Origin of the sequence: Terriglobus sp. 2YAB30_2 (assembly GCF_052114765.1) — a bacterium.
Taxonomy (GTDB): domain Bacteria; phylum Acidobacteriota; class Terriglobia; order Terriglobales; family Acidobacteriaceae; genus Terriglobus.
On the sequence record NZ_JBFRFJ010000001.1, the window covers coordinates 45,025 to 63,726 of the forward strand.

21 protein-coding genes are annotated in these 18,702 nt (G+C 56.4%); 10 read left to right on the forward strand and 11 right to left on the reverse strand.

What is annotated here, in order from left to right:
• Positions 1 to 145: 145 nt before the first annotated feature.
• Both AB4Y89_RS00170 and AB4Y89_RS00175 read right to left on the reverse strand, forming a co-directional pair.
• On the reverse strand, positions 146 to 2,275 hold the full coding sequence (locus AB4Y89_RS00170; protein WP_442298884.1) for a formylglycine-generating enzyme family protein: 2,130 nt from the start codon (positions 2,273 to 2,275) through the stop codon (positions 146 to 148).
• 202 nt (positions 2,276 to 2,477) lie between these two features.
• Positions 2,478 to 3,026, reverse strand: a complete 549-nt coding sequence (locus tag AB4Y89_RS00175; RefSeq protein ID WP_442298885.1) for an SDR family NAD(P)-dependent oxidoreductase — start codon at positions 3,024 to 3,026, stop codon at positions 2,478 to 2,480.
• Between AB4Y89_RS00175 and AB4Y89_RS00180 the strand changes: the two genes are divergently transcribed.
• Positions 3,020 to 3,319 carry a helix-turn-helix domain-containing protein gene (locus tag AB4Y89_RS00180; RefSeq protein ID WP_442298886.1) on the forward strand — a complete coding sequence of 100 codons (300 nt, stop codon included), beginning with the start codon at positions 3,020 to 3,022 and terminating at the stop codon, positions 3,317 to 3,319. The genes AB4Y89_RS00175 and AB4Y89_RS00180 overlap by 7 nt on opposite strands.
• Positions 3,320 to 3,396: 77 nt before the next feature.
• Here the strand turns inward: AB4Y89_RS00180 and AB4Y89_RS00185 are convergent, their stop codons facing one another.
• On the reverse strand, positions 3,397 to 3,789 hold the full coding sequence (locus tag AB4Y89_RS00185; protein WP_442298887.1) for an ArsR/SmtB family transcription factor: 393 nt from the start codon (positions 3,787 to 3,789) through the stop codon (positions 3,397 to 3,399).
• Between the two features lie 123 nt (positions 3,790 to 3,912).
• Here AB4Y89_RS00185 and AB4Y89_RS00190 point away from each other — a divergent pair, with 123 nt between their 5' ends.
• Both AB4Y89_RS00190 and AB4Y89_RS00195 read left to right on the forward strand, forming a co-directional pair.
• Positions 3,913 to 4,647 carry an SDR family oxidoreductase gene (locus AB4Y89_RS00190; RefSeq protein ID WP_442298888.1) on the forward strand — a complete coding sequence of 245 codons (735 nt, stop codon included), beginning with the start codon at positions 3,913 to 3,915 and terminating at the stop codon, positions 4,645 to 4,647.
• A gap of 445 nt (positions 4,648 to 5,092) precedes the next feature.
• Positions 5,093 to 5,860: a hypothetical protein gene (locus tag AB4Y89_RS00195; RefSeq protein ID WP_442298889.1), complete on the forward strand. Its 768-nt coding sequence runs from the start codon at positions 5,093 to 5,095 to the stop codon at positions 5,858 to 5,860.
• A gap of 153 nt (positions 5,861 to 6,013) precedes the next feature.
• Here AB4Y89_RS00195 and AB4Y89_RS00200 read toward each other — a convergent pair whose 3' ends face one another.
• Positions 6,014 to 7,036 carry an AraC family transcriptional regulator gene (locus AB4Y89_RS00200; protein ID WP_442298890.1) on the reverse strand — a complete coding sequence of 341 codons (1,023 nt, stop codon included), beginning with the start codon at positions 7,034 to 7,036 and terminating at the stop codon, positions 6,014 to 6,016.
• Positions 7,037 to 7,155: 119 nt separating this feature from the next.
• On the opposite strand from AB4Y89_RS00200, the gene AB4Y89_RS00205 reads away from it, so the two are divergent.
• The 5 genes from AB4Y89_RS00205 (at position 7,156) to AB4Y89_RS00225 (ending at position 10,548) form a co-directional block, all read left to right on the forward strand.
• Positions 7,156 to 7,887, forward strand: a complete 732-nt coding sequence (locus AB4Y89_RS00205) for an SDR family NAD(P)-dependent oxidoreductase (RefSeq protein WP_442298891.1) — start codon at positions 7,156 to 7,158, stop codon at positions 7,885 to 7,887.
• Positions 7,888 to 7,981: 94 nt separating this feature from the next.
• Positions 7,982 to 8,716 (forward strand): SDR family NAD(P)-dependent oxidoreductase, encoded by a 735-nt coding sequence (locus AB4Y89_RS00210; protein WP_442298892.1) that lies wholly within the window; start codon positions 7,982 to 7,984, stop codon positions 8,714 to 8,716.
• A gap of 93 nt (positions 8,717 to 8,809) precedes the next feature.
• A complete protein-coding gene (locus AB4Y89_RS00215) occupies positions 8,810 to 9,412 on the forward strand; it encodes an NADPH-dependent F420 reductase (RefSeq protein WP_442298893.1) in 603 nt (200 codons plus the stop codon).
• A 92-nt stretch (positions 9,413 to 9,504) separates the two neighbouring features.
• Positions 9,505 to 9,921, forward strand: a complete 417-nt coding sequence (locus tag AB4Y89_RS00220; RefSeq protein WP_442298894.1) for a nuclear transport factor 2 family protein — start codon at positions 9,505 to 9,507, stop codon at positions 9,919 to 9,921.
• 33 nt (positions 9,922 to 9,954) lie between these two features.
• Entirely contained in the window at positions 9,955 to 10,548 is a 594-nt protein-coding gene (locus AB4Y89_RS00225; protein ID WP_442298895.1) for an SRPBCC family protein, read from the forward strand.
• 228 nt (positions 10,549 to 10,776) lie between these two features.
• Here the strand turns inward: AB4Y89_RS00225 and AB4Y89_RS00230 are convergent, their stop codons facing one another.
• A complete protein-coding gene (locus tag AB4Y89_RS00230; protein ID WP_442298896.1) occupies positions 10,777 to 11,601 on the reverse strand; it encodes a helix-turn-helix domain-containing protein in 825 nt (274 codons plus the stop codon).
• Between the two features lie 185 nt (positions 11,602 to 11,786).
• Between AB4Y89_RS00230 and AB4Y89_RS00235 the strand changes: the two genes are divergently transcribed.
• Together AB4Y89_RS00235 and AB4Y89_RS00240 are read left to right on the forward strand one after the other, a co-directional pair.
• A complete protein-coding gene (locus AB4Y89_RS00235) occupies positions 11,787 to 12,554 on the forward strand; it encodes an enoyl-CoA hydratase/isomerase family protein (protein ID WP_442298897.1) in 768 nt (255 codons plus the stop codon).
• A gap of 2 nt (positions 12,555 to 12,556) precedes the next feature.
• Positions 12,557 to 13,735, forward strand: coding sequence for an alpha/beta fold hydrolase (locus AB4Y89_RS00240; RefSeq protein WP_442298898.1), 1,179 nt, complete (start codon positions 12,557 to 12,559; stop codon positions 13,733 to 13,735).
• A 67-nt stretch (positions 13,736 to 13,802) separates the two neighbouring features.
• Here the strand turns inward: AB4Y89_RS00240 and AB4Y89_RS00245 are convergent, their stop codons facing one another.
• The 6 genes from AB4Y89_RS00245 to AB4Y89_RS00270 all read right to left on the reverse strand — a co-directional run bounded on the left by AB4Y89_RS00245 (position 13,803) and on the right by AB4Y89_RS00270 (position 18,666).
• Positions 13,803 to 14,534 (reverse strand): hypothetical protein, encoded by a 732-nt coding sequence (locus tag AB4Y89_RS00245; protein WP_442298899.1) that lies wholly within the window; start codon positions 14,532 to 14,534, stop codon positions 13,803 to 13,805.
• A gap of 53 nt (positions 14,535 to 14,587) precedes the next feature.
• On the reverse strand, positions 14,588 to 16,183 hold the full coding sequence (locus tag AB4Y89_RS00250; RefSeq protein ID WP_442298900.1) for a flavin monoamine oxidase family protein: 1,596 nt from the start codon (positions 16,181 to 16,183) through the stop codon (positions 14,588 to 14,590).
• Positions 16,184 to 16,306: 123 nt separating this feature from the next.
• On the reverse strand, positions 16,307 to 16,909 hold the full coding sequence (locus AB4Y89_RS00255) for a DinB family protein (RefSeq protein WP_442298901.1): 603 nt from the start codon (positions 16,907 to 16,909) through the stop codon (positions 16,307 to 16,309).
• Positions 16,910 to 16,917: 8 nt separating this feature from the next.
• A complete protein-coding gene (locus AB4Y89_RS00260; RefSeq protein ID WP_442298902.1) occupies positions 16,918 to 17,133 on the reverse strand; it encodes a hypothetical protein in 216 nt (71 codons plus the stop codon).
• A gap of 59 nt (positions 17,134 to 17,192) precedes the next feature.
• A complete protein-coding gene (locus AB4Y89_RS00265; protein WP_442298903.1) occupies positions 17,193 to 17,606 on the reverse strand; it encodes a DoxX family protein in 414 nt (137 codons plus the stop codon).
• 70 nt (positions 17,607 to 17,676) lie between these two features.
• Positions 17,677 to 18,666 carry an MBL fold metallo-hydrolase gene (locus AB4Y89_RS00270; protein WP_442298904.1) on the reverse strand — a complete coding sequence of 330 codons (990 nt, stop codon included), beginning with the start codon at positions 18,664 to 18,666 and terminating at the stop codon, positions 17,677 to 17,679.
• Between the last annotated feature and the right edge of the window lie 36 nt (positions 18,667 to 18,702).

The following is an 18,702-nucleotide window of genomic DNA, read 5'->3' on the forward strand; positions in this document are numbered from 1 at the left end:
TACAGAAAGCCCATGCCATCGGCGAACCGAAAGCGTAGCGGTTACAGGGGCAGGCACGGTCACCGATGTCATTGTTCGATCGCCTCTAACGCATGGTTGCGTCCTTGCGTGCCATGTAGCCGTAGGAAGGGTCCGATCCATGGCGTTACTCGATATCCATGACGCAACGGAAGCCGACGCTTCCGGAGCGGTCCTCGCTCGGAGCCATCAGAAGAAACTTTCCATGTAGTTCGTTCTGATACGCCTGCGGAAAGTACCACTCCGAACCCTGCGGCTGGAAGTAGCTGCCACCGCGAAGCACAGCGGCACGCGTATGTTCGTCCTGGTATTCGTCAGTCCACTGCCACACATTCCCGGTCATGTCCTCGACACCGAATGGGCTCGCGCCCTGCGGATGGGCGCCCACCCGATCGGGTTCGGTGAGAGTTCTTCCCTTGACCGGCGTTGGGACAGCCGCATCGTGCCAGGTTTCACCCCATGGATAGCGGCGTCCGTCCAAGCCCTGCGCAGCGTACTGCCACTCCCACTCATGCGGAAGCCGTTTGCCGGCCCAAGTGGCATAAGCACGCGCATCTTCCAGCGAGACCCATGTCACAGGCCTGTCCGCCCAACCATCCGGGTACTTTTTCTGTTTCCAATCGCGCAGGAAGTTCGTCGTATCCGAGGGTTGGTAGCTTGTGGCATCGAGAAAGGTTTTGAACTGAGCGTTTGTAACCGGATAAGTGTCCATCCAGAACGACTTCATCTGCATAAAGTGATCATGATGACGGCGCGGCGATTCTTCCCACGGATATTGAAAATCAACGCCGACATCATCGTTGCCTTCAATCTCCACGCCACTGACGCGAAACCGGTACAACCCCGCCGGGATCTTCTTCATGCCTTCTGGAAAAGCCATCGGAGCCAACGCAGGTGCTGTGTCTATGAGTTTCTGTGGCAAAAACGTCCACTCCGGACTAAAGCTTTCGAGCGGTCTTTGGGTCATCTCCCGCATAGTCGCGAGTAGCGTCTGCTCTTTCGCCGTCAGCGCTCTTGTCACCTGCAGCACCGCACCATAACCATGCGGCTCGATTTCTAGACTCAGCAGCGCATCTTTGCCATGCATGCGCGGCGTCAACTCGGTGCCGTGATAGACATCGTAAAACTTCGCTCCGGCGGGCGCGTTCGTTACGTTTAACACGTTTTCGCGCATAGCATAGCCGCTCCGGTTGACGAGCGTCCACAGTGCATCGTCGTTGAGAGGCCAGAAGCTAGCGAAGAGACCCCGCGTCTCAGTGGGGTAGTAAGGCTGCCAGCCCTGGCTAACGAGGAACGGCGCAAGCGCACGCTCCATCGTCGCAAGGCGCCGAACCGTCTCTGCATCGCGTGGCGTAAGACCGTTCCAGATCCCCCAGACGTTCTCCCAGCTCTCAAACCCCACACCGTTGAAGAAAGCGGCCTGCAGGTTATCGGTCTTTTTGCGGCTCCAGCGTACGCTCACGTTAACCATCGTGCGCGGCTCGAGCCACTTGTACCGGCTGACCTCCGGAGCGTACGGATAGCGCCAGTACCCCCAAGACATCGTGTTCCAAGTCAGCATGTCGTCGGCCGTGAGCATGTTCTCCGGCTCAAGCGCGAGGGGATGGCCGATCTTCATCGTGGCATCGTGGAAGGCCCTCGGCATCCCCTCCAACGTGTCGCCGTTCACTCCATCTGCGCCAACCGCCTTCAATAACTCAGCTGTGGCCGTCCAGTTAGGCTTACCCTCATCTCTCGTGCCCTGATCCCAGACCATAACAGGGAAAAAAACCTTCACACTGCGCTGATGGAACTCATCCACCATCTTCTTCACGCCTGTGATGCCCCCTGGCATATCGCGAAGCATGTCGTACTGGTTGCGGTCATCAATGCCGATGTTGGGATAGCTCTGCCAGATAAGCACCGCGTCGACGCCGCCGTAACGCTTGACCAGATCATCGAGGTAGCGATCGACAGTGTATTTACCGCTCTGGATGTCAAAGAAATAGCGGTCTTCGATCATCATTTGCGGCTGAATAAAACTGGACTGTGTCCACTTCAAGGCTGGCAACTCATAAAGGCTACTGTCATACCCCATGCGGATATGCCGGTCAGCACGCCAGGCCTTCAGGTCGGCGAGCCAGACTCGATAATCTGCAGCGGTACAGGCTTCCTTGGTCTCATCTGTGCATGCAGGCGCGGTGATGCCTTCGTTAGTCAGATGGAAATGGTCTTGCGCAGGAACCCCGGCTGCGAAACAGAATGCCCCGATTGCCATTGCTCTCCGCGTTGCTCGCCCCAATGTTCCTCCATTCATCACACGCAACCTCCGCCAATATTACAGAAGCTCGGGACCGGCCGCGTCCTAACCAGCCCGGATCGCGGGTCACTGCGTCAGTACGTCACAGCGCGAGATGCTCGGCTGCTTCTTACGAGGAAGAGCCAGCCAAACACCAAACGTCGAAGCAAGTCCGAAAGACTCACTCTTGCGATGGAGCCTCCGCCATCCATGCCTCGGCATCGGCGCCAGCGGCGACGCGAAGCGGTGAAGACGGGTCAGTGGCAACCTTCCGGATCGCTTCACATACATCGCTTGAGTATGTCACTTGGCCGGACGTGTCTCGCAGGCCGGCGATGACCTTCTCGATCATCGGCGCATAGTCGGGGTTGTCGAGGCCGCGCAGATGCGGGAAGGCGTTGGCGCCGAACTTCGTCTCCGGAGCGCGTCCCGGCAGCACCAGGTGTACGCGCACTCCGAAGGGCTTCATCTCGAGCGCCAGGGTCTCGGTAAAGGCATTCACCGCGGCCTTGCTGGCGCGATACAGGCCAATAAGCGGAAGGGGCCTGAGCGTTACCGACGAGGTGACGTTGATGATGACGCCCGACCGACGTTCGCGGAAGGAAGGCAGAATGGCCTGCATCATCGCGAGCGTGCCCAGCGTGTTGGTCTCAAACAGGGTACGCACCGTGTCGAGGTCCACCAACTCGACTGGCGAAGGGACGCCGAAGGCGGGCATGGCGCATGGCACTCGCAAAGCGGCTCTTACGCGGAAGTGATCTCGCTATAGAGCAGGTTGCAGAGAACGTGGGTTATAGCTCGGCCAGTACCTTCACCGTCGCTTTTGTTCGCCACATCGGCATGCCTCCGGCGCGCTACGCACCCAAAGAGAAGAACGCAACCGCTCCGCTGAAATCGCTGAGGACGTCCTTCCGTAGCGTAGACGCTCCACGACCAACGAAAGCCGTTCACCGGCCAAGGGTAGAAGAGCGTTTCTGCAAGGATGAACTGGAACGGGCTCATGATCGAGAAGGCACTTTCTAAGCACCTTCCCACCCGTCAGTGAGATTTAGGAGCGCCTGCATGTAGTTAATTCGCATGTGGCTGCTACAAACGCTTAACTAGCCCTTTGTTGAATGCTGCCGCAGACGAGAAACCTTCTTCGGAGAGTGGGGACCGCGCACCTGTGATGCCTGAATCTCGTGTGCACGGATGATTGACGTAATCAAACCAGGAAATCGTCCGTCTACTTCCTTACATCTGGAATAGTTGATGATTTCCGTTCCTCTCCGCTCGCTTCGAATCAATCCTGACTCTCGCAGAACCTTGAAGTGATGTGAAAGAGTCGATTTGGGAATCTGCTTCTCGCCTACGGTCAGGAAGGTAGAGCAATTTTCCGGAGAATGCGCCTTCTCGATGTCGGCGAAAATTTCCACCCGCACGGGATCGCTCAAAGCGTGCAAAACCGATTCGAGCGGCACATCACTAATCTCAGGGTGCACAAGTGGGCGCATGGTTGAAACTCAATCTTAATCTCTCTTTTAGTTCCGATGTTCCGAACTATTGAATCTTTCCCGTCGTGACGCCCATCGAAGTGTTGCGAGGGCGGAGAACCGCCGCTTGCAAAGGAGTTGAAAATGGGCAAACTTGATGGCAAGGTCGCTGTGATCACCGCGGGCAGTTCAGGCATGGCGCTGGCCACCGCAAAGCTGTATGTGAAAGAAGGCGCGTATGTCTTTATCACGGGCCGTAACCAGGAGCGGCTCGATGCAGCAGTGAAGGAGATCGGCCGTAACGTCACCGGCATCCAGGCCGATTCATCGAAGCTGGCTGACCTGGACAAGCTCTTCGAGATCGTGAAGAAAGAAAAGGGCAAGATCGACGTCTTGTTCGCCAGCGCTGGCGTGGGAGAGTTCAAGACGCTTGAAGAGGTGGACGAAGCACACTACGACTGGACATTCAACACCAACGTACGCGGCACGCTCTTCACTGTACAAAAGGCAGTTCCGCTGCTCACCGATGGTGCCTCTGTCCTTCTGAACGGATCGATCGCGAACGTCAAGGCTATACCGAGGTTCAGCGTCTACGCGGGCAGCAAGGCAGCTATTCGGGCGTTCGTCCGCACCTGGTTAATGGAGTACAAGGAGCGTCGCATTCGCTTCAATGTACTAAGTCCCGGTTCTATCGACACCCCTGCTCTCACACCTCTCGGAGACGCCAACTTCATCAAGGGACTAGCGGCGATGATCCCTCGCGGAACGCTGGGGACTCCGGAGGAGATCGCAACTGCTGCGCTCTTTCTCGGTTCCGACGATTCATCCTTTGTGAATGGAGTTGAACTTTTCGTCGACGGTGGTACTGTCGCCATCTGATGGGTAGATCGCGAGGCGACAGCTGCGGCTTTGGCCCCTGTCGCCTCTCTTTCGCCTCCGCCCCTGCCCGACGATCTGCGACTGCATCGGTCCCAAGCCGCTGGCTAGTCGCTTGAGCGCTATCGGTGACGAAGACGGCGTTTGTTGGGATTGGAGTAATCTCCTGAGGGTGTAGAACGAGAAAAACGGCATTGGATGAAATCACCCGCTTCACGGCATCTGGATATTGCACTGAAGTCCGTCCCTTGCTCACTCTTCATCAAAGCGCACAACTGTTCGTGAATTTCGGGGTTGAGTGGTAAGCGTGTTCACCATCTCAGACAGTCCGGAGACTCCCGTTGTCACTTCGTCGCAGCGCGCCGCTCAGCTGCTCCGTTATTCGGTCGGGCGCCTGAGACGGCGGTCCTACGGCTCCTCAATCGTTGAAGTTCAAAGGTAGCCTCCTATGTCTTTCCCGCGTCTTTTCGAATTCATCCGTCTGTTCGCCCTGCTCTGTCTCACGTCCATCGTTGCGGCAGCCCAGAACAACGTTGCTCCATCGCCTCCCGGCGCACCAACGATTCCATGCGATCCCTCTGGCGCTCCCGACTTCGCCAGCCTGCGCGTCTTCAACGGCACTGCCCCGGTCCCTAGGGTGTATGACTGCGGCAGCCACGGCAACTCAGCCGGGGTCTGCTTCACCCAGCTCCTCGACCTCGCCAGACCTGAGGATTACCAGGGCGATCTGATCGCTCCCGGCGCGACACAAGGCGCCTGGACCTGCGCGATGGTGGGCGGCTGGTCCGGCTGGATTCCAACCAATCGCCTGGCTCCCGTTCCCGCAACTCCCGCCATCACTACGCAACAGTGGCTCGGCACTTGGATCAACACCCATGTCGGTACGAGCCGTGACCGACTGGTTCTCACTCGCAGCGCGGCCGGCCAGGGCAGGATCCACGTCGCGGGTAAGGCGTACTTTACCAACGCCGCCCACAATGTGAATTTCGGAGGCGTCAGTGGAGAAGCTCTCGCCATGGGGCCTTTCCTGCACATCCTCGATCACGGCGAGAACGACGCTTGCGTACTTGATCTGAAGTACAACGTCTCGAGCGATACTTTTCGTGCCGTCGACAATCAACAGTGTGGCGGATTTAACGTCAGCTTCAATGGAGTCTGGCGCCGCGCTTCCAATCGAAGCCGCCAAAGCAAATCTCTTGATACCGTGAAGCGATGATTGTGTGTCGTGTCGTTTTCTTGAGAAGAAACTACCATGACATCGAGAGTCGCTCTACACCTTCAAGAGATTTGCTCCTATCTGCTGTTCAAGCGCATGATGCGCCTGGTTCTTGAAAGCCATTTTCAAAACGAAGACGTAATCGAAGTTCCTCTAGATGCCAGACACCGCGAGCACATTCGTCCTCATATGTCGGCGGGACTGATCGTGGCCTTCTAATCCACGTTTGAGGTATTCCCCAGGATTAGCTCCAACTACTCGCTTAAACGCCTTACTGAACGCAGCATCAGATTCGTAGCCGACCGACCGAGCTACGTCTATGAGCTTCTTGTCACGCTGTTCGAGTAAGTGCATCGCCTTCTGCATCCGCCACTCGGTTACATATTCCAGAGGTGTTTGCCCCAGCAGGTCTTTGAAGCGCACTGCGAACGCGGAGCGAGACACACCCGCTGCTTCGGACAGAGATTCGACTGTCCATGGCGCACCCACACGATTGTGAAAGGCAGTCAGGGCAGCGCCGATTTGAGGGTCGAAGACAGCACGAAGCCATCCCTGGTTGCGTTCCGGTTCCGACGCGATATATGCCCGGAGTACCTGGATAAATAGAACCTCGGCCAGGCGCGTCGCGACGATTTCAGACCCCGGCACCTGGTCTGCCATCTCTGACGCCAGCGCCTGCATGGTGTTGTGAAGAGCAAACGTGCGTGCCTGATCGGCCCTGATCAGAATGAAGCTAGGCAATAACTGAGTGATCGGTTTCAAACTGGCGCGGTCGAAACTAAGAGACCCACAGACGATGGTCGTCGGTGCGCCGCCCCCTCCACAATGAGCGACGTTGCTTTTAGCCTTGGCCGCGATCTCACGGAAACTCGATTTTGGAGATGTTCGAGGGTTATCGCGCATGACGATCGAAGTGTCACGGTCCAGCAACATGCAATCACCACCGGTGAGGGGAATCGCCTCCGCAATGCCTTCGACGTTGAGCCAGCAATTGCCGCGCGACAGCATGGCGAAGTGCGCCAAATCTGTCGGTGAACTCTTCTTGCCGGCATTCGGCGCTTTGTCTTCGGTCTCCGCCCCTCCCCCTCTAAGGCCCCACGGAGCGGTGGCTTCGAGCCTGTGCTGACCGAAGGCGGTTACGTGCAATGTTCGGAAAACATCTGTTATGGGGTCCAATTCAGCCTCCCTGTTTGGACGAATAGACAAAAGCTTTGGACTCCTGAGCAGTTCTCGTCCACCACAAGAGGAATCTACTCCTGTGTATCGGATGTTACACGGCACGCAAAGGAGCAAGTATGGGAAAGCTTGAAGGAAAAGTTGCAGTTATCACGGGTGGATCGAGCGGTCTGGCGCTGGAGAGCGCCAAGCGCTTCGTTGAGGAGGGTGCTTACGTTTTCATCACGGGCCGCAGGCAGGAGGCGCTGGATGAGGCCGTCAAGCTGATTGGGCGCAACGTGACCGGCGTGCAGGGTGATGCGGCGAATCTCGACGATCTCGACCGCCTATTCCATACGGTCCAGAAGCAAAAGGGCAAAATCGACATCCTGTTCGCGAGCGCCGGCAAGGGCGAGGCCGCCGTCCTGGGCGAGATTACCGAGCAGCATTTCGACGGAGAGTTCGGCCTGATTGTGCGAGGAACTTTGTTTACGGCGCAAAAAGCGTTGCCGCTGATCAACGACGGCGGATCGATCATCTTGACTGGATCGGTTGCGTCGGTGAAAGGATTTCCTGGTTTCGGCGTGTACGCGGCGAGCAAGGCGGCCTTGCGCTCCTTTGCACGCACGTGGCTGAACGAATTGAAGGGCAGAAAGATTCGGGTCAACGTGCTGAGCCCGGGGCAGGTCGACACACCGGACTCCCGGCGGCTCGACAAGGCAACGAGGGAGATGTTCGAGTCCCTGATTCCCCGCGGAAAGATGGGTCGTCCTGAGGAGATTGCGGCGGCAGCGCTCTTTCTTGCTTCAGACGATTCGAGCTACGTGAATGGAATGGATTTCGCAGTCGACGGCGGCTTCTCGGCTATCTGAAATCGCGCTGGACCGCTAAAGGTGGCCGATCTGCCAGACTGCCGCCAAAGAACCTTATCGCACTGAATAACACACATCTATCAAAGGAAAAATCATGGGAAAGCTCGAAGGAAAAGTTGCAGTCATCACGGGGGGATCGAGCGGTATGGCGCTGGCGAGCGCCAAGCGGTTCGTTGAAGAAGGTGCTTATGTTTTCATCACCGGCCGCAGGCAAGAGCAGCTCGATGAGGCCGTCAAGGCGATAGGCCGGAACGTAACCGGCGTGCGCGGTGACGCAGCCAATCTGGACGATCTGGACCGCCTCTTCGATACGGTCAAACGCGAGAAGGGCAAGATCGACATCCTGTTCGCGAGTGCCGGCAAGGGGGAGCCATTGCCACTGGGCCAGATCACCGAAGAGCACTTCGATGCGGCCTTCGACCTGAATGTGCGCGGCACACTGTTCACGGTTCAGAAGGCGTTGCCGCTGTTCAGCGATGGCGGATCGATCATCATGACCGGGTCCAATGCTTCGGCAAAAGGTTTCCCCGGTTTCGGTGTGTATGCCGCGAGCAAGTTGGCGTTGCGCTCCTTCGCACGCACGTGGCTCAACGAACTGAAGGGCAGACATATCCGGGTAAACCTTTTGGTTCCGGGAGCTGTCACCTCACCGATGCAGGAAGAAGTTCTCACCAAAGAGGCGCGGGAGTTTTTCGAGTCGCTGATTCCGCGGGGAACGATGGGGCAGCCCGACGAGATTGCGACGGTTGCGTTGTTCCTTGCTTCAGACGACTCCAGTTACGTGAACGGGGTGGAATTGTTCGTCGATGGCGGCATGACGGCCGTTTGAGATCGGCGAGGCCCGATGAGTGGATGGTCGCTAACGCACTCACCGGGATTCGATCAGCGGGAAAGCAACATCAACAGGTACCGGAGAAAATTTATGAGCTACGCAATTATCGGGTTCGGCAAGATAGGCCAGGCCCTCGCTCACGCTTTTGCGCGTAACAACATCGACGTGACCGTCGCGAGCCGTCGCCCGCCCGAGGAGTTGGCACCGCGGGCTCGGGCGATTGGACCAACGGTCGTCGCCAAATCGCTCCAGGAAGCTCTCAAGGCGGACACCATCTTCCTGGCTGTCCTGTTCGATCAACATCTCGACGTCGCGAAGGCCCTTCCGAGCTGGAGAGGCAAGACGATCATCGACGTGACGAACGCGTCTGGAGTTCCGCCGGAAGACTTGGATGGTCTCCCGTCCTCCGCCTTCGTAGCGAAGTCTTTCCCAGGAGCGAAGGTCGTGAAAGGGTTCAATCACCTGATTGCAGCCACCCTGGCGGCCGATCCGGTGGTCGAGGGAGGTCATCGGGTCGTCTTTCTGTCGAGCGACGATGAAGACGCGGTCGCTCCCGCGGCGGACCTGGCCAAACAACTCGGGTTCGCGCCCGTCAAGCTGGGAAAGCTGAACGAGGGGGGATGGCTGGTGCACGCACGGGGCCGCACTTGGGGTCAGCTCATATTCCAAGATGTGTTCAAGAAGCAGCAGTAATCGGTTTGCCACCGTGTGATTTGGTCCGAGAAGGATGATTCCGAAACCTCCCACTCGATCGGACGCGCTTGATGAAGGAAAGGAGAGAACCGATGAGCATCGAAGAGAATGTACAGGTTGTAAAAGATTTCTTTGCAGCGATGGGCAGCGGCGATAAGCAACGTTTGCTGGCGTTGGTGGCGGAAGACATTGAGTGGATCATTCCAGGCGAGGACTGGCCGCTGGCCGGTACGCACCGCGGGCTCGCGGGATTGGCGGCTACGCTTCGGAAGGCATCCGAAGAGGTGGAAATGACTTACCCAAAGCCTCCCGAATTCGTGGCGCAAGGAGATCGGGTTCTGGCCATCGGCGTCGCGGTGGGGAAGATCAAAGCCACGGATAAGCCGTTCGAGGACCACTGGGTCTTCGACATTACCCTTCGGAATGGCAAACTGAAGAGCGTCCGGGAGTATATCGACACGCAAGCACTGGCGCGGGCTTCCGCGACAGACGCAAACCCCAGACACTAACCCTCTGGATTAACCGGTCTCGGTGAGTGCATCTTGGCTAACGCACTCATCGGGACACGATCACTACCGAGAAAGTCGATCTCGTTCCAAGCTAGCTTCAGAAGACCTGCTGCTCAATTTCTGATTGCAGCGGCATATGAGATGATTGGCTTTCCAAGATGCGGTGTGCTCGACGAACTGCGATCTTGCCGCTGGAAAATACACCCCAAAAGGACCTGCATCATGTGGACTCATGAAGAGAGCATTGAAGTTGTCGCGACTCCAGAGCGGATATGGAAGCTTTTTTCAGATGTGGCGGGGTGGAAGATCTGGAACGCGGGAATAGAGCATATTGAGGTCCATGGACCCTTTGCTGAGGGAACAACATTCACGATGCAACCGCCGGGAAGTGAAGCGTTCGAGAGCAGATTGACATCTGTGCGTGAGAACGAAGCCTTCACCGATGAGACCGTAATCGACGGCACGCGGGTCGAGGTCCACCATGGGATTGTGCCCCTTGACGAGGGCCGCAGCCGCATCATCTACAGCACGACAATTTCCGGGCCAGCTGCAGCCGAAATCGGTCCATTTGTGACAGAGGACTTCAGGAGCGTTCTGCTTTCACTCAAGCGTCTCGCAGAGGCGTAAGCATTGTCGGTCAAGAGCTGTCTCGCTGGTTGAGCGCTCATTGAGCTCGCCTCATTCCATCGGTCAACCTTGTTCCATGAGCGCGTTGCCTTGGAGTCAACAATTGGCACATCTACGCTCTGGATCTCCCTCGCCCGCTGTCTGCTTGCATCCGGCATAGCTTTAGAGTTTGCGGGCGGGCGCCTCTCACTATAAATCCGGCGCTGAGAAAACGAGGGTTTGCCGCAGTTAACGACTTGCTCGTCGATATTGTTGAGGTGTGAGTTGAGTGTGCTGGCGGAACGTCGTTGAGAAGTGGCCCTGGCTTGCGAAACCGAGTTTGTATGCTATTTCTGCCAAAGGCAGAGACGTATCTTTGAGGAAGTGCTTCGCTCGATCGATGCGCAGGTCAAGGAAATATTGGTACGGACTTCGTCCGGTAGACTTCCTGAAGAGCTGTGAAAAACGGTGAACACCCATATCACAATGTTTAGCGAGCGACTCAATACTCACGCCCGTACGTATCTTCGCCTCGATCATTTCGAGAGCGCGTTGCAGAGCGTTGGATGACAGTCCGCCACGAATCGAACGTGATCCCGAGTTTCGGAAAGAACGGACTAAATAACCGGATAGCGTTGTACGCAGACCTTCGAGAAACATCGGATCGTTTGTCCCGGTCAAGAACTCCCGGCGCAACACACTCGCGACGGATTGGATAAGAATGTCCGATCCCCAGATTTCATCGTGAATCACAACGTTCGATCGGCGCAGCAATTCGTCGCATGCGATTTCCAATTGTCGAGTATCGAGCAGAAAGACGATGACTTCACTGCCCTCGTTCCATGATCCGACGTGCGGCTTTTTCGAGGGGATTAGCCGAAAGGTTTCGGGCAAGACGGGAGAGCTTTGTCGTGTAGTGGAAACTGGGCTGAAATGCGCTTCAATCTGAATTTCCTTGTGCTCATGCTCGGCAAGGCGCATCGCCTTGGGACCACCGTGCATGACCACGAAATCATCCACAGCCATTCTCGTGTGTGCCGATGGCTTCCAGATTGGAGTTTTCTCGCTCGCCACGTTTATGTCGCTTTCCTGTAAATCTGCACCCGGAATTCGGAATACCGATGATCTGACTTCACGTAGAGTCAAACTGCGGGCGCCTGTACGATTCAGTATATGGCGGTCATCGGAACATGGTTCACCTGCTGTAAAGAGTTGTTGGTGTGCAGGGAGAGTTAGCAACAACTACGAAGGAGACGCGAATGGTTGCAGCAGAGGATATTGCGCTGGATCGGCAAGAACAGGTTGCAATACTCACATTCCGGCGTGCACACTGCGTTGACATAGCGGGCAAGCAGGCGTTAGCCGCAATCTTTCATGACCTCCGTTCAGATATCGGCTCCATCCGTGCTGTGATTCTCTGCGCTACACATGCTGCCTCCTGGTTGGTGAATGTCGAAGAGCTCGCCAATATGCCTTCGGCTGAAGCGCGCATCTTCAGCCACCATGGCCACCAACTGGCGCGGGCGATTGCCGACCTGCCGGTGCCAGTGATCGCGGCAGTTGATGCTCCCGCTTTAGGCGGTGGCTGTGAGTTGGTGCTTGCTTGCGACCTGGCCCTTGCCGGAGATCAAGCCAAATTCGGGCAGATCGAAGCCATGGGCGGCGTGATGCCCGCCTTTGGCGGCACGTGGCGTCTGGAAGAACGGGTCGGCTACCAGCGCGCGCTGGCAATGATGTTCACTGGCGAAGTGGTCGATGCGGAGACGGCAATGCGGTACGGCATGGTACTTCAGGTTCATCGATCAGCCGATCTTCTTGAGGCGGCCAGGCAGATGACTCACCGTATTGCCGCTTGCAGTGCGCAATCAGTGGCCGCAATCAAGAGAATGACGCGTGCCGGACGTGGCATTCCGGCCACAGTCCGCGACCAGCTTGAAGAGGAAGCATTCCCAGCTCTGTTCGGGGCCGAGCAACAGGCGCGAATGCACGCATTTCTTCAACAACAAAAGGACAAGAGGGGACTGTAGACATGTCAGAAACCAGGTTCTTCAATGTTTGGCGCACTAGCTCGAAAGAGAACCAGGAGAGGTTGATCGATGCGATGCGCGAGGAGACTTCGATCCTCCAGTCGAAGCCAGGCTTTTTTGAGCTGGTTCTGTGGCAAGGTGAGGTGGACGATCATCGTGTTCTCGCCGATGGACGCTGGGCTAGCCTCGCGGCCTTCGAGGCTGCTGTAGCGAACAATCCGGCGGCGCTTGAGGGCCGTGAAAGGATGGCGCAATTTGGTACTCCGGAGGCAGGGCTCTTTCGCGAGGCGCTTCGCGTTCAACCCGCGCCACACAGCGATGCGGGATCTGGCCGAGAGTTGCCAAATGACATAGCGGAGCACGACCTGAAGGTCAATGGACAGACCATTCACTATCTACGAGCGGGTGCTGGTCCTTTGATGCTGCTTGTCCATGGTTATCCAGAATCGTCTCGCACCTGGCTGAAAGTGATGCCGGAGCTGGCAAAACATTTCACAGTCATCGCACCCGACACGCGCGGCACGGGAGACTCGTCCCTGGCCCGCGACTTCGCCATTAAGGATGTTGCCGACGACCTGTACGAGCTGGTGAAAGCGCTGGGCTTCCGTGAGTTGATCCTGGTCGGGCAGGATTTCGGCGTGCAGGCCGTCGGGGCCTACGCTGCGTTGCATCGTGAAGATGTCCGCGCGTTCGTAGCCATTGAGTCGCCTCTCTCGGGCTTTGGGCTCGAAGACCTTTTTGGCGCGTTCTGGCACTTCGGATTCCTTCGCTCTCCGTTTGCAGAAATGCTGATTCAAGGGCGGGAAGAAGAGTTCTTTCGAGCCTTCGCCTTCGGTGATTTCGTGTACCAGAAGAGTGCTCTTACGGAAAGCGATATCGATGAATACGTCAAAAACCAGATGCGCGCCGGCAGGCTTGCCGCTGGCTTCGATTATTACCGGGCGCTTCGCAATTCGAAAGAGTTCTTCGAGAGGACCGTTGCGCCGCCATGGAGTTTCCCGGTCTTAGCAATGGACGGCGATCACAGCATGTCTGGGCTCACGGCCAAATCATTTGCGCGCATCCAGCCTGGGCTCAAGTCAATGCTTGCACCCAATTCGGGTCACTTTGTCCAGGAAGAGCAGCCTGACTTCCTCGTCAGAACGCTCCTCGATTTCACCTCTGAGTTAAGGCAGGGGTAAAGCCGGCTTATGAGCTGAAAGGCCCAAGTAGTGTCGGAATCGATCGGTCTATTGGCAGTCCGACCGCTCAATTCTTCGACGTCGCCAGGCCCGTGACTAAGACATCCGTGTTGTGCGCGAAACGAAGACCGTAATAGCCGTCAGTCGATTTCAGTTTGCCGGCGCCTGTGAGGGCAGCTTTGTCGTAGCTGGCGACCACCGATCCATTGACAGCGCACGTCACCGTATTTCCTTTGACCGAAACGGAGATGTCCTGAGTTACGGGCTGGCCTCGCCCTGGCGCTTTGTGGACGGCACTGTTGCTTTCACCCAGCAGCCCATTCATTCTGAACGGCGTTGGTCCGAAGCCGCGTACGATAAACTTTCCGTTTCCAAAGGCTGCACAGTAAAGCTCGCTTTGGTCGGAAGTCCCCATATCGTTGCCTCCGATGAAGACGCCATAAGGATGTGCATGGGAGTTAAGATTCATGTACTTGGGCTCGTTGAATGTTGCTTTGACGGTGAAATCTCCAGAGGCCGTCGCATTCGACATCCAATACGTGGTTGCAGGACCCGTCGTGACATGAAAAGCATCGCCCTCTTGAATGAGCCTTGCATCATTGAGTGTCATGCCCGCTTTTTCCTCGGCGGCATCAACTTTTCCATTCCATCCCGGAACTTTGACCCCGCCATCTGTAACGGCGCGTGAACCTTCTACGGTCGGGCTGCCTGCGCCGCCCACAAACTGTTTCCTGGCAAGGAAGAGTGCGGTAAATAGGACGACCGCACAACCGATGATGATCTTGTACCTTCTCTTCATTGTTCGACCTCGTATTGGAATAGTGTTCTTGTGGACATCGCAGAGTCGCAGAACTAGCTCGATTTCGTTTTGATCCGTTCGCTAATCATTGAAACCGCTCTACGTGCGCTAAGGGCTGCGCCCTCCTGYCAGCCGGGGATGTGACTGACCGTATCGCCCGCGAAGTAAAAGGGGCCGTCATTCTTGATGACGGTGTTGTATCCGTCACTTCCGCCAAACGTGCGAATCCAAGATCCTTCGTTCCATTTCACGCGGCGCCATCCGCAGAAGACAGGCTTTGCGAGTTCCTTCCCGTGGCCCGGATGGAACTTCTCCACCACCGCCCGCGAATACGCGAACTTTTCTTCCAGACTCATATTCCAGAGCGGTGAGCCTACTTCCTCGCCGTATCCGCTAAGCAAAATACCGGTTTTGCTCATCAGGCTCGCACTCGGGTACCAAACGATGCCCGGCCCTTGCAGGGTGTACGACAAACCGCCGTAGATGTTGTAGTCCCTCTCCCAGAATCTTCGGCTCTCCCAAACCGTCTTGTAAAAGCCGAAAGGGACACTGCCCTCCACGACTGTTTTCACCTCCGGTGACAGATCGTTCGGAATCTTCTTCAGCATCTCGAACGGTAGAGCGATGACGCAATATGCGGCTTCGGCCTGCTTTTTTACACCCGCCTGGAGATATTGCACTGCCACGCCCTTGTCTGTTCTGCGAATGGCCTGCACCTCCGCTCTGTAATGCACGACAGGACCGAGCGATTTCGCGAAGGCATATGGAATTCGATCCATGCCTCCCACGGGCTGCATCATCGTGGCCTGCCAGTCCCAGGTCTCTTCCGTCAGCATGAACTGCCAGAAATTTGCATCGAGAAGCGTGTGCATATCGACCGGCTCTTCGACGACTCCATCGTCCGTTCCTGCCCCCGGAGCCGCCTTATATCCTGCACGGGGTGAGCCTCGATAGGCTCCCTTGGGATCGAGCGGACCATAGACTTTGAGAAACGCCATCATGCGTTCGCGGTCCTCCTTAGTTAGCTCCGCATCCAGGGCCCCGCCGCTGATGCTTTTAGCCAGCAATTCTGAGACATGACCACGCGTGTCGTTGATCGCCTTGCGTTGAAGCATCGGCGTGCCGCCGTTTGCTTTGTCGTTTTGTAAAAGCGTCGAGCGGGACGTATTGATCTCGACTTCCATGGGCACGCCGAGTTCGTGTGCATACTCAAGCATGGTCCAGTGAGTGCTGGGCAATCTCGCTGGGCCAAAATTCTGATAGTTGCCAGCCTCCCAATTCACCGTTTGCGTTGTGCCATCAACGAATTCGATCTTCGTGCCGGCCCGTGCAGTCCAGTTGCGACCGCCTGGACGGTCTCGGACCTCAAGAAGAATCACGTCATAACCCAACTTCTTCATTTCGTAAGCAGTCACTAGCCCGCCAATGCCGCCACCCAGGACTATGACCTTCACACCTTTGCCAATGCCGGCCGAAGCCTGGACTGGTTGCACCTGTTCGCCCTTGGCTGCCATAAGACCAAGAGACTGCATCGTTGCGAACGCTGCGCTGTATCCGCCAGCCTGCCCAACCCTCATTAGGAAGTCACGCCGAGTAATCCCCATCGATTGCCCCTTTTCGTCGCCGTCATGCGGCGCTGATAGCTCCATCGCAACGCTGTTGCAAAGCCACGCGAATCAATTGAAATGCTTGAATGGGCTAATAATAGTGGCGACCGTTATCATTGTCAATGCTAGCGCTCGCTATTAAAAATCACGGCCACGCGTTAACCTCTATTTGCTCACGTCGTTATCGAGCTTCCAGCTTGCCTGCAGCTTCCTTACATAAAAGATTTGGCCCGTGTGGTACGCGTTGTGGGTGCTGATGTGCTCAATCGTTGGAGCGATTTCTAAGAGGGTTTGATCGTCTGAACGTTCGACCAGGTCTTCGAGAGAGACCATCACTGTGTGGAGATCCCGAACGATCTTGCTCCACTTTGAGGGATCGAAGTCATTGAACGTCTCATCATTCGTTTGCGGATTCCTGACAGGGTCACCCTTGAGCTGCGCGAGCGCATTCGAATTCCAGAACAAGAGATGATTTGCGATCATTCCAACGGAGTGGTTCGCATTTGGATTGACCTTACCAGAGGCGTTGGTAGGTACCCATTTGGCCTGTTCCGCCGTAAGGCCCGAAATCGCCGTGTTGAGGGGAAGGAACCATTCGGGTTGAGTATGGGTGGAGCGAAGTTGCGAGAGCAGCAGAGCACGAAGCTCCGCGACATTCGATTGTGCGTGCGGCGGGTTCTTCGATTGCGCGAAGGCAGTACCGGATAGAGCCAACGCCAAGAAGATGGACAGCAATCTGGCTGCGGACGTATGAGAGTTCTTGTGCATCTCGTCTCCTAGCGGTGTTTGAATTCAAGGAACAGATTCTTGAAGGGGAGCGTGTCGTACACATTTGCACTCGTCCGCAGTGCGTTGTTGGTGTTGTAGCGAGCTGGATACCACGCTTTGACCGCGATCTCCGAAGCAAGGAACGATGAGACGATTGCAGGGATGGAAGGCACCAGAGACGCAAGATGGAACCTGGGGCGAATCAATGCGGAAATATTCTCCATTTGAGGGACACTTCCTACTGAACAAATCAGTTGTTTGGGCTGAGGAGGGAGTAAATTGCCTACAGCGCAGAGTGTTCTTCGGCGACCGGGGTAGGCAGTCCCGGCTGATCGTTCAGCCGGTGATAGGTAAAGTAAGAGATGGAAACGACCGTGATTGGAATCACGAGCCTCACCCCTTGGCCGAAACCTTGAACGGCAAAATGGCACCATGCCGCTCCGACGAAGTCGAAGATGAAACCTGCATAAGCCCACTCCTTGAGCCTTGGATACCTGGGTACCAAGAGGGTGATAGCGCCGGCTATTTTCAGAACTCCGATCAAGTTCATGATGTAAAGGGGAAAACCTATCTCGCGGAATTTCGTAACCATAGTCTGCGTGTGCAGCAGATACGAGGTCCCGGTGAAGAGGAACACGCAGCAAAATAAGCCTGTGCTTGCCCAATACGCGATCGTCAAAGTCTTCAGAGTTTTCATTAGCTGCTCCTGAGCACTGTTTCTATGTAAGGGAGAATCGTGTCCGTCCACCATTCAAATCGGCGGGGACCTAATGCGTCGCTTTCGCTTCCGCGTACAGGGCCGATACAAAGCGATCGACACTATTGCCTAATCCAGCGGGCAATGGATCTGTCCCACCCGGAACCTTGGCGTCATATGGAGCGGTGAGGTTGGCTGCAATGACCTGCGGAAGCGAGCTTCCGTTCGCCACCATCGTCTGAACCTTGGCTCGAATATCGAGGATCATGTCGCGGTAGGCCTGGACGTCTGTGAGTGTGGGCAACGACCCATGCCCAGGCACGAGCTTTGTATTTGCATCAGCAGTGCGCAGCAACAGGTCAATGGCTTCGAGGGTCCCCTTGAATGAGGCACCGTGAGTCGCATCGACAAATGGATAGCCGTAGTTCCGATAGAAGTCGCCGATCATGATGACGTTGGCCGTCTCAAAGCGAATCATCGTGTCGCCGTTGGTGTGACCCGATGGAAGCGGGATGAGGTCAACCGTCTCGCCATCGAAATGGATCTTTACGGGAGCGCCAGCGCCGTAGGTCACAATGGGAAGACGTTCGGGATCTTTCCATGAGGCTGCGTCCCCGACTGCCGCGAGCACTGCTGGAGGAGGTGGCGTGACGAGTGCTTGCCTCACCTCTTCGCGGGCGAAGATGAGAGCACCCATCTTCGCAAAGTTCGGGTTCCCGCCAGTGTGGTCAGGATGATAATGGGTGTCGATCAGAAACCGGATCGGGCCGGGATTGATCTGTTTGATCGCGATAGCAAGCTTGTCGGAAAGAGGTGCGTAGGCCGCATCGACCATCAACACGCCCTCCGGCCCCGCCAGGATACCGATACGACCGCCTGCTGCCTCGGGATGGCCAGCGTCCGCGCCGGGCGAGCCGGTAAGGATGTAAACATTCGGCGCGAGTTGCTGGGGAATGAACTGGGCTTTAGCGTAGTTAATGCTGGGACCCTGGGCGACAACCAGTGCAGTCATCATTACCGCAGCAAAGGCAAAGAACACGTTCCTCAAAATGGTTTTCATGCTTTATTCGCTCCTTAGATCGAGCGCTGGAGCGCA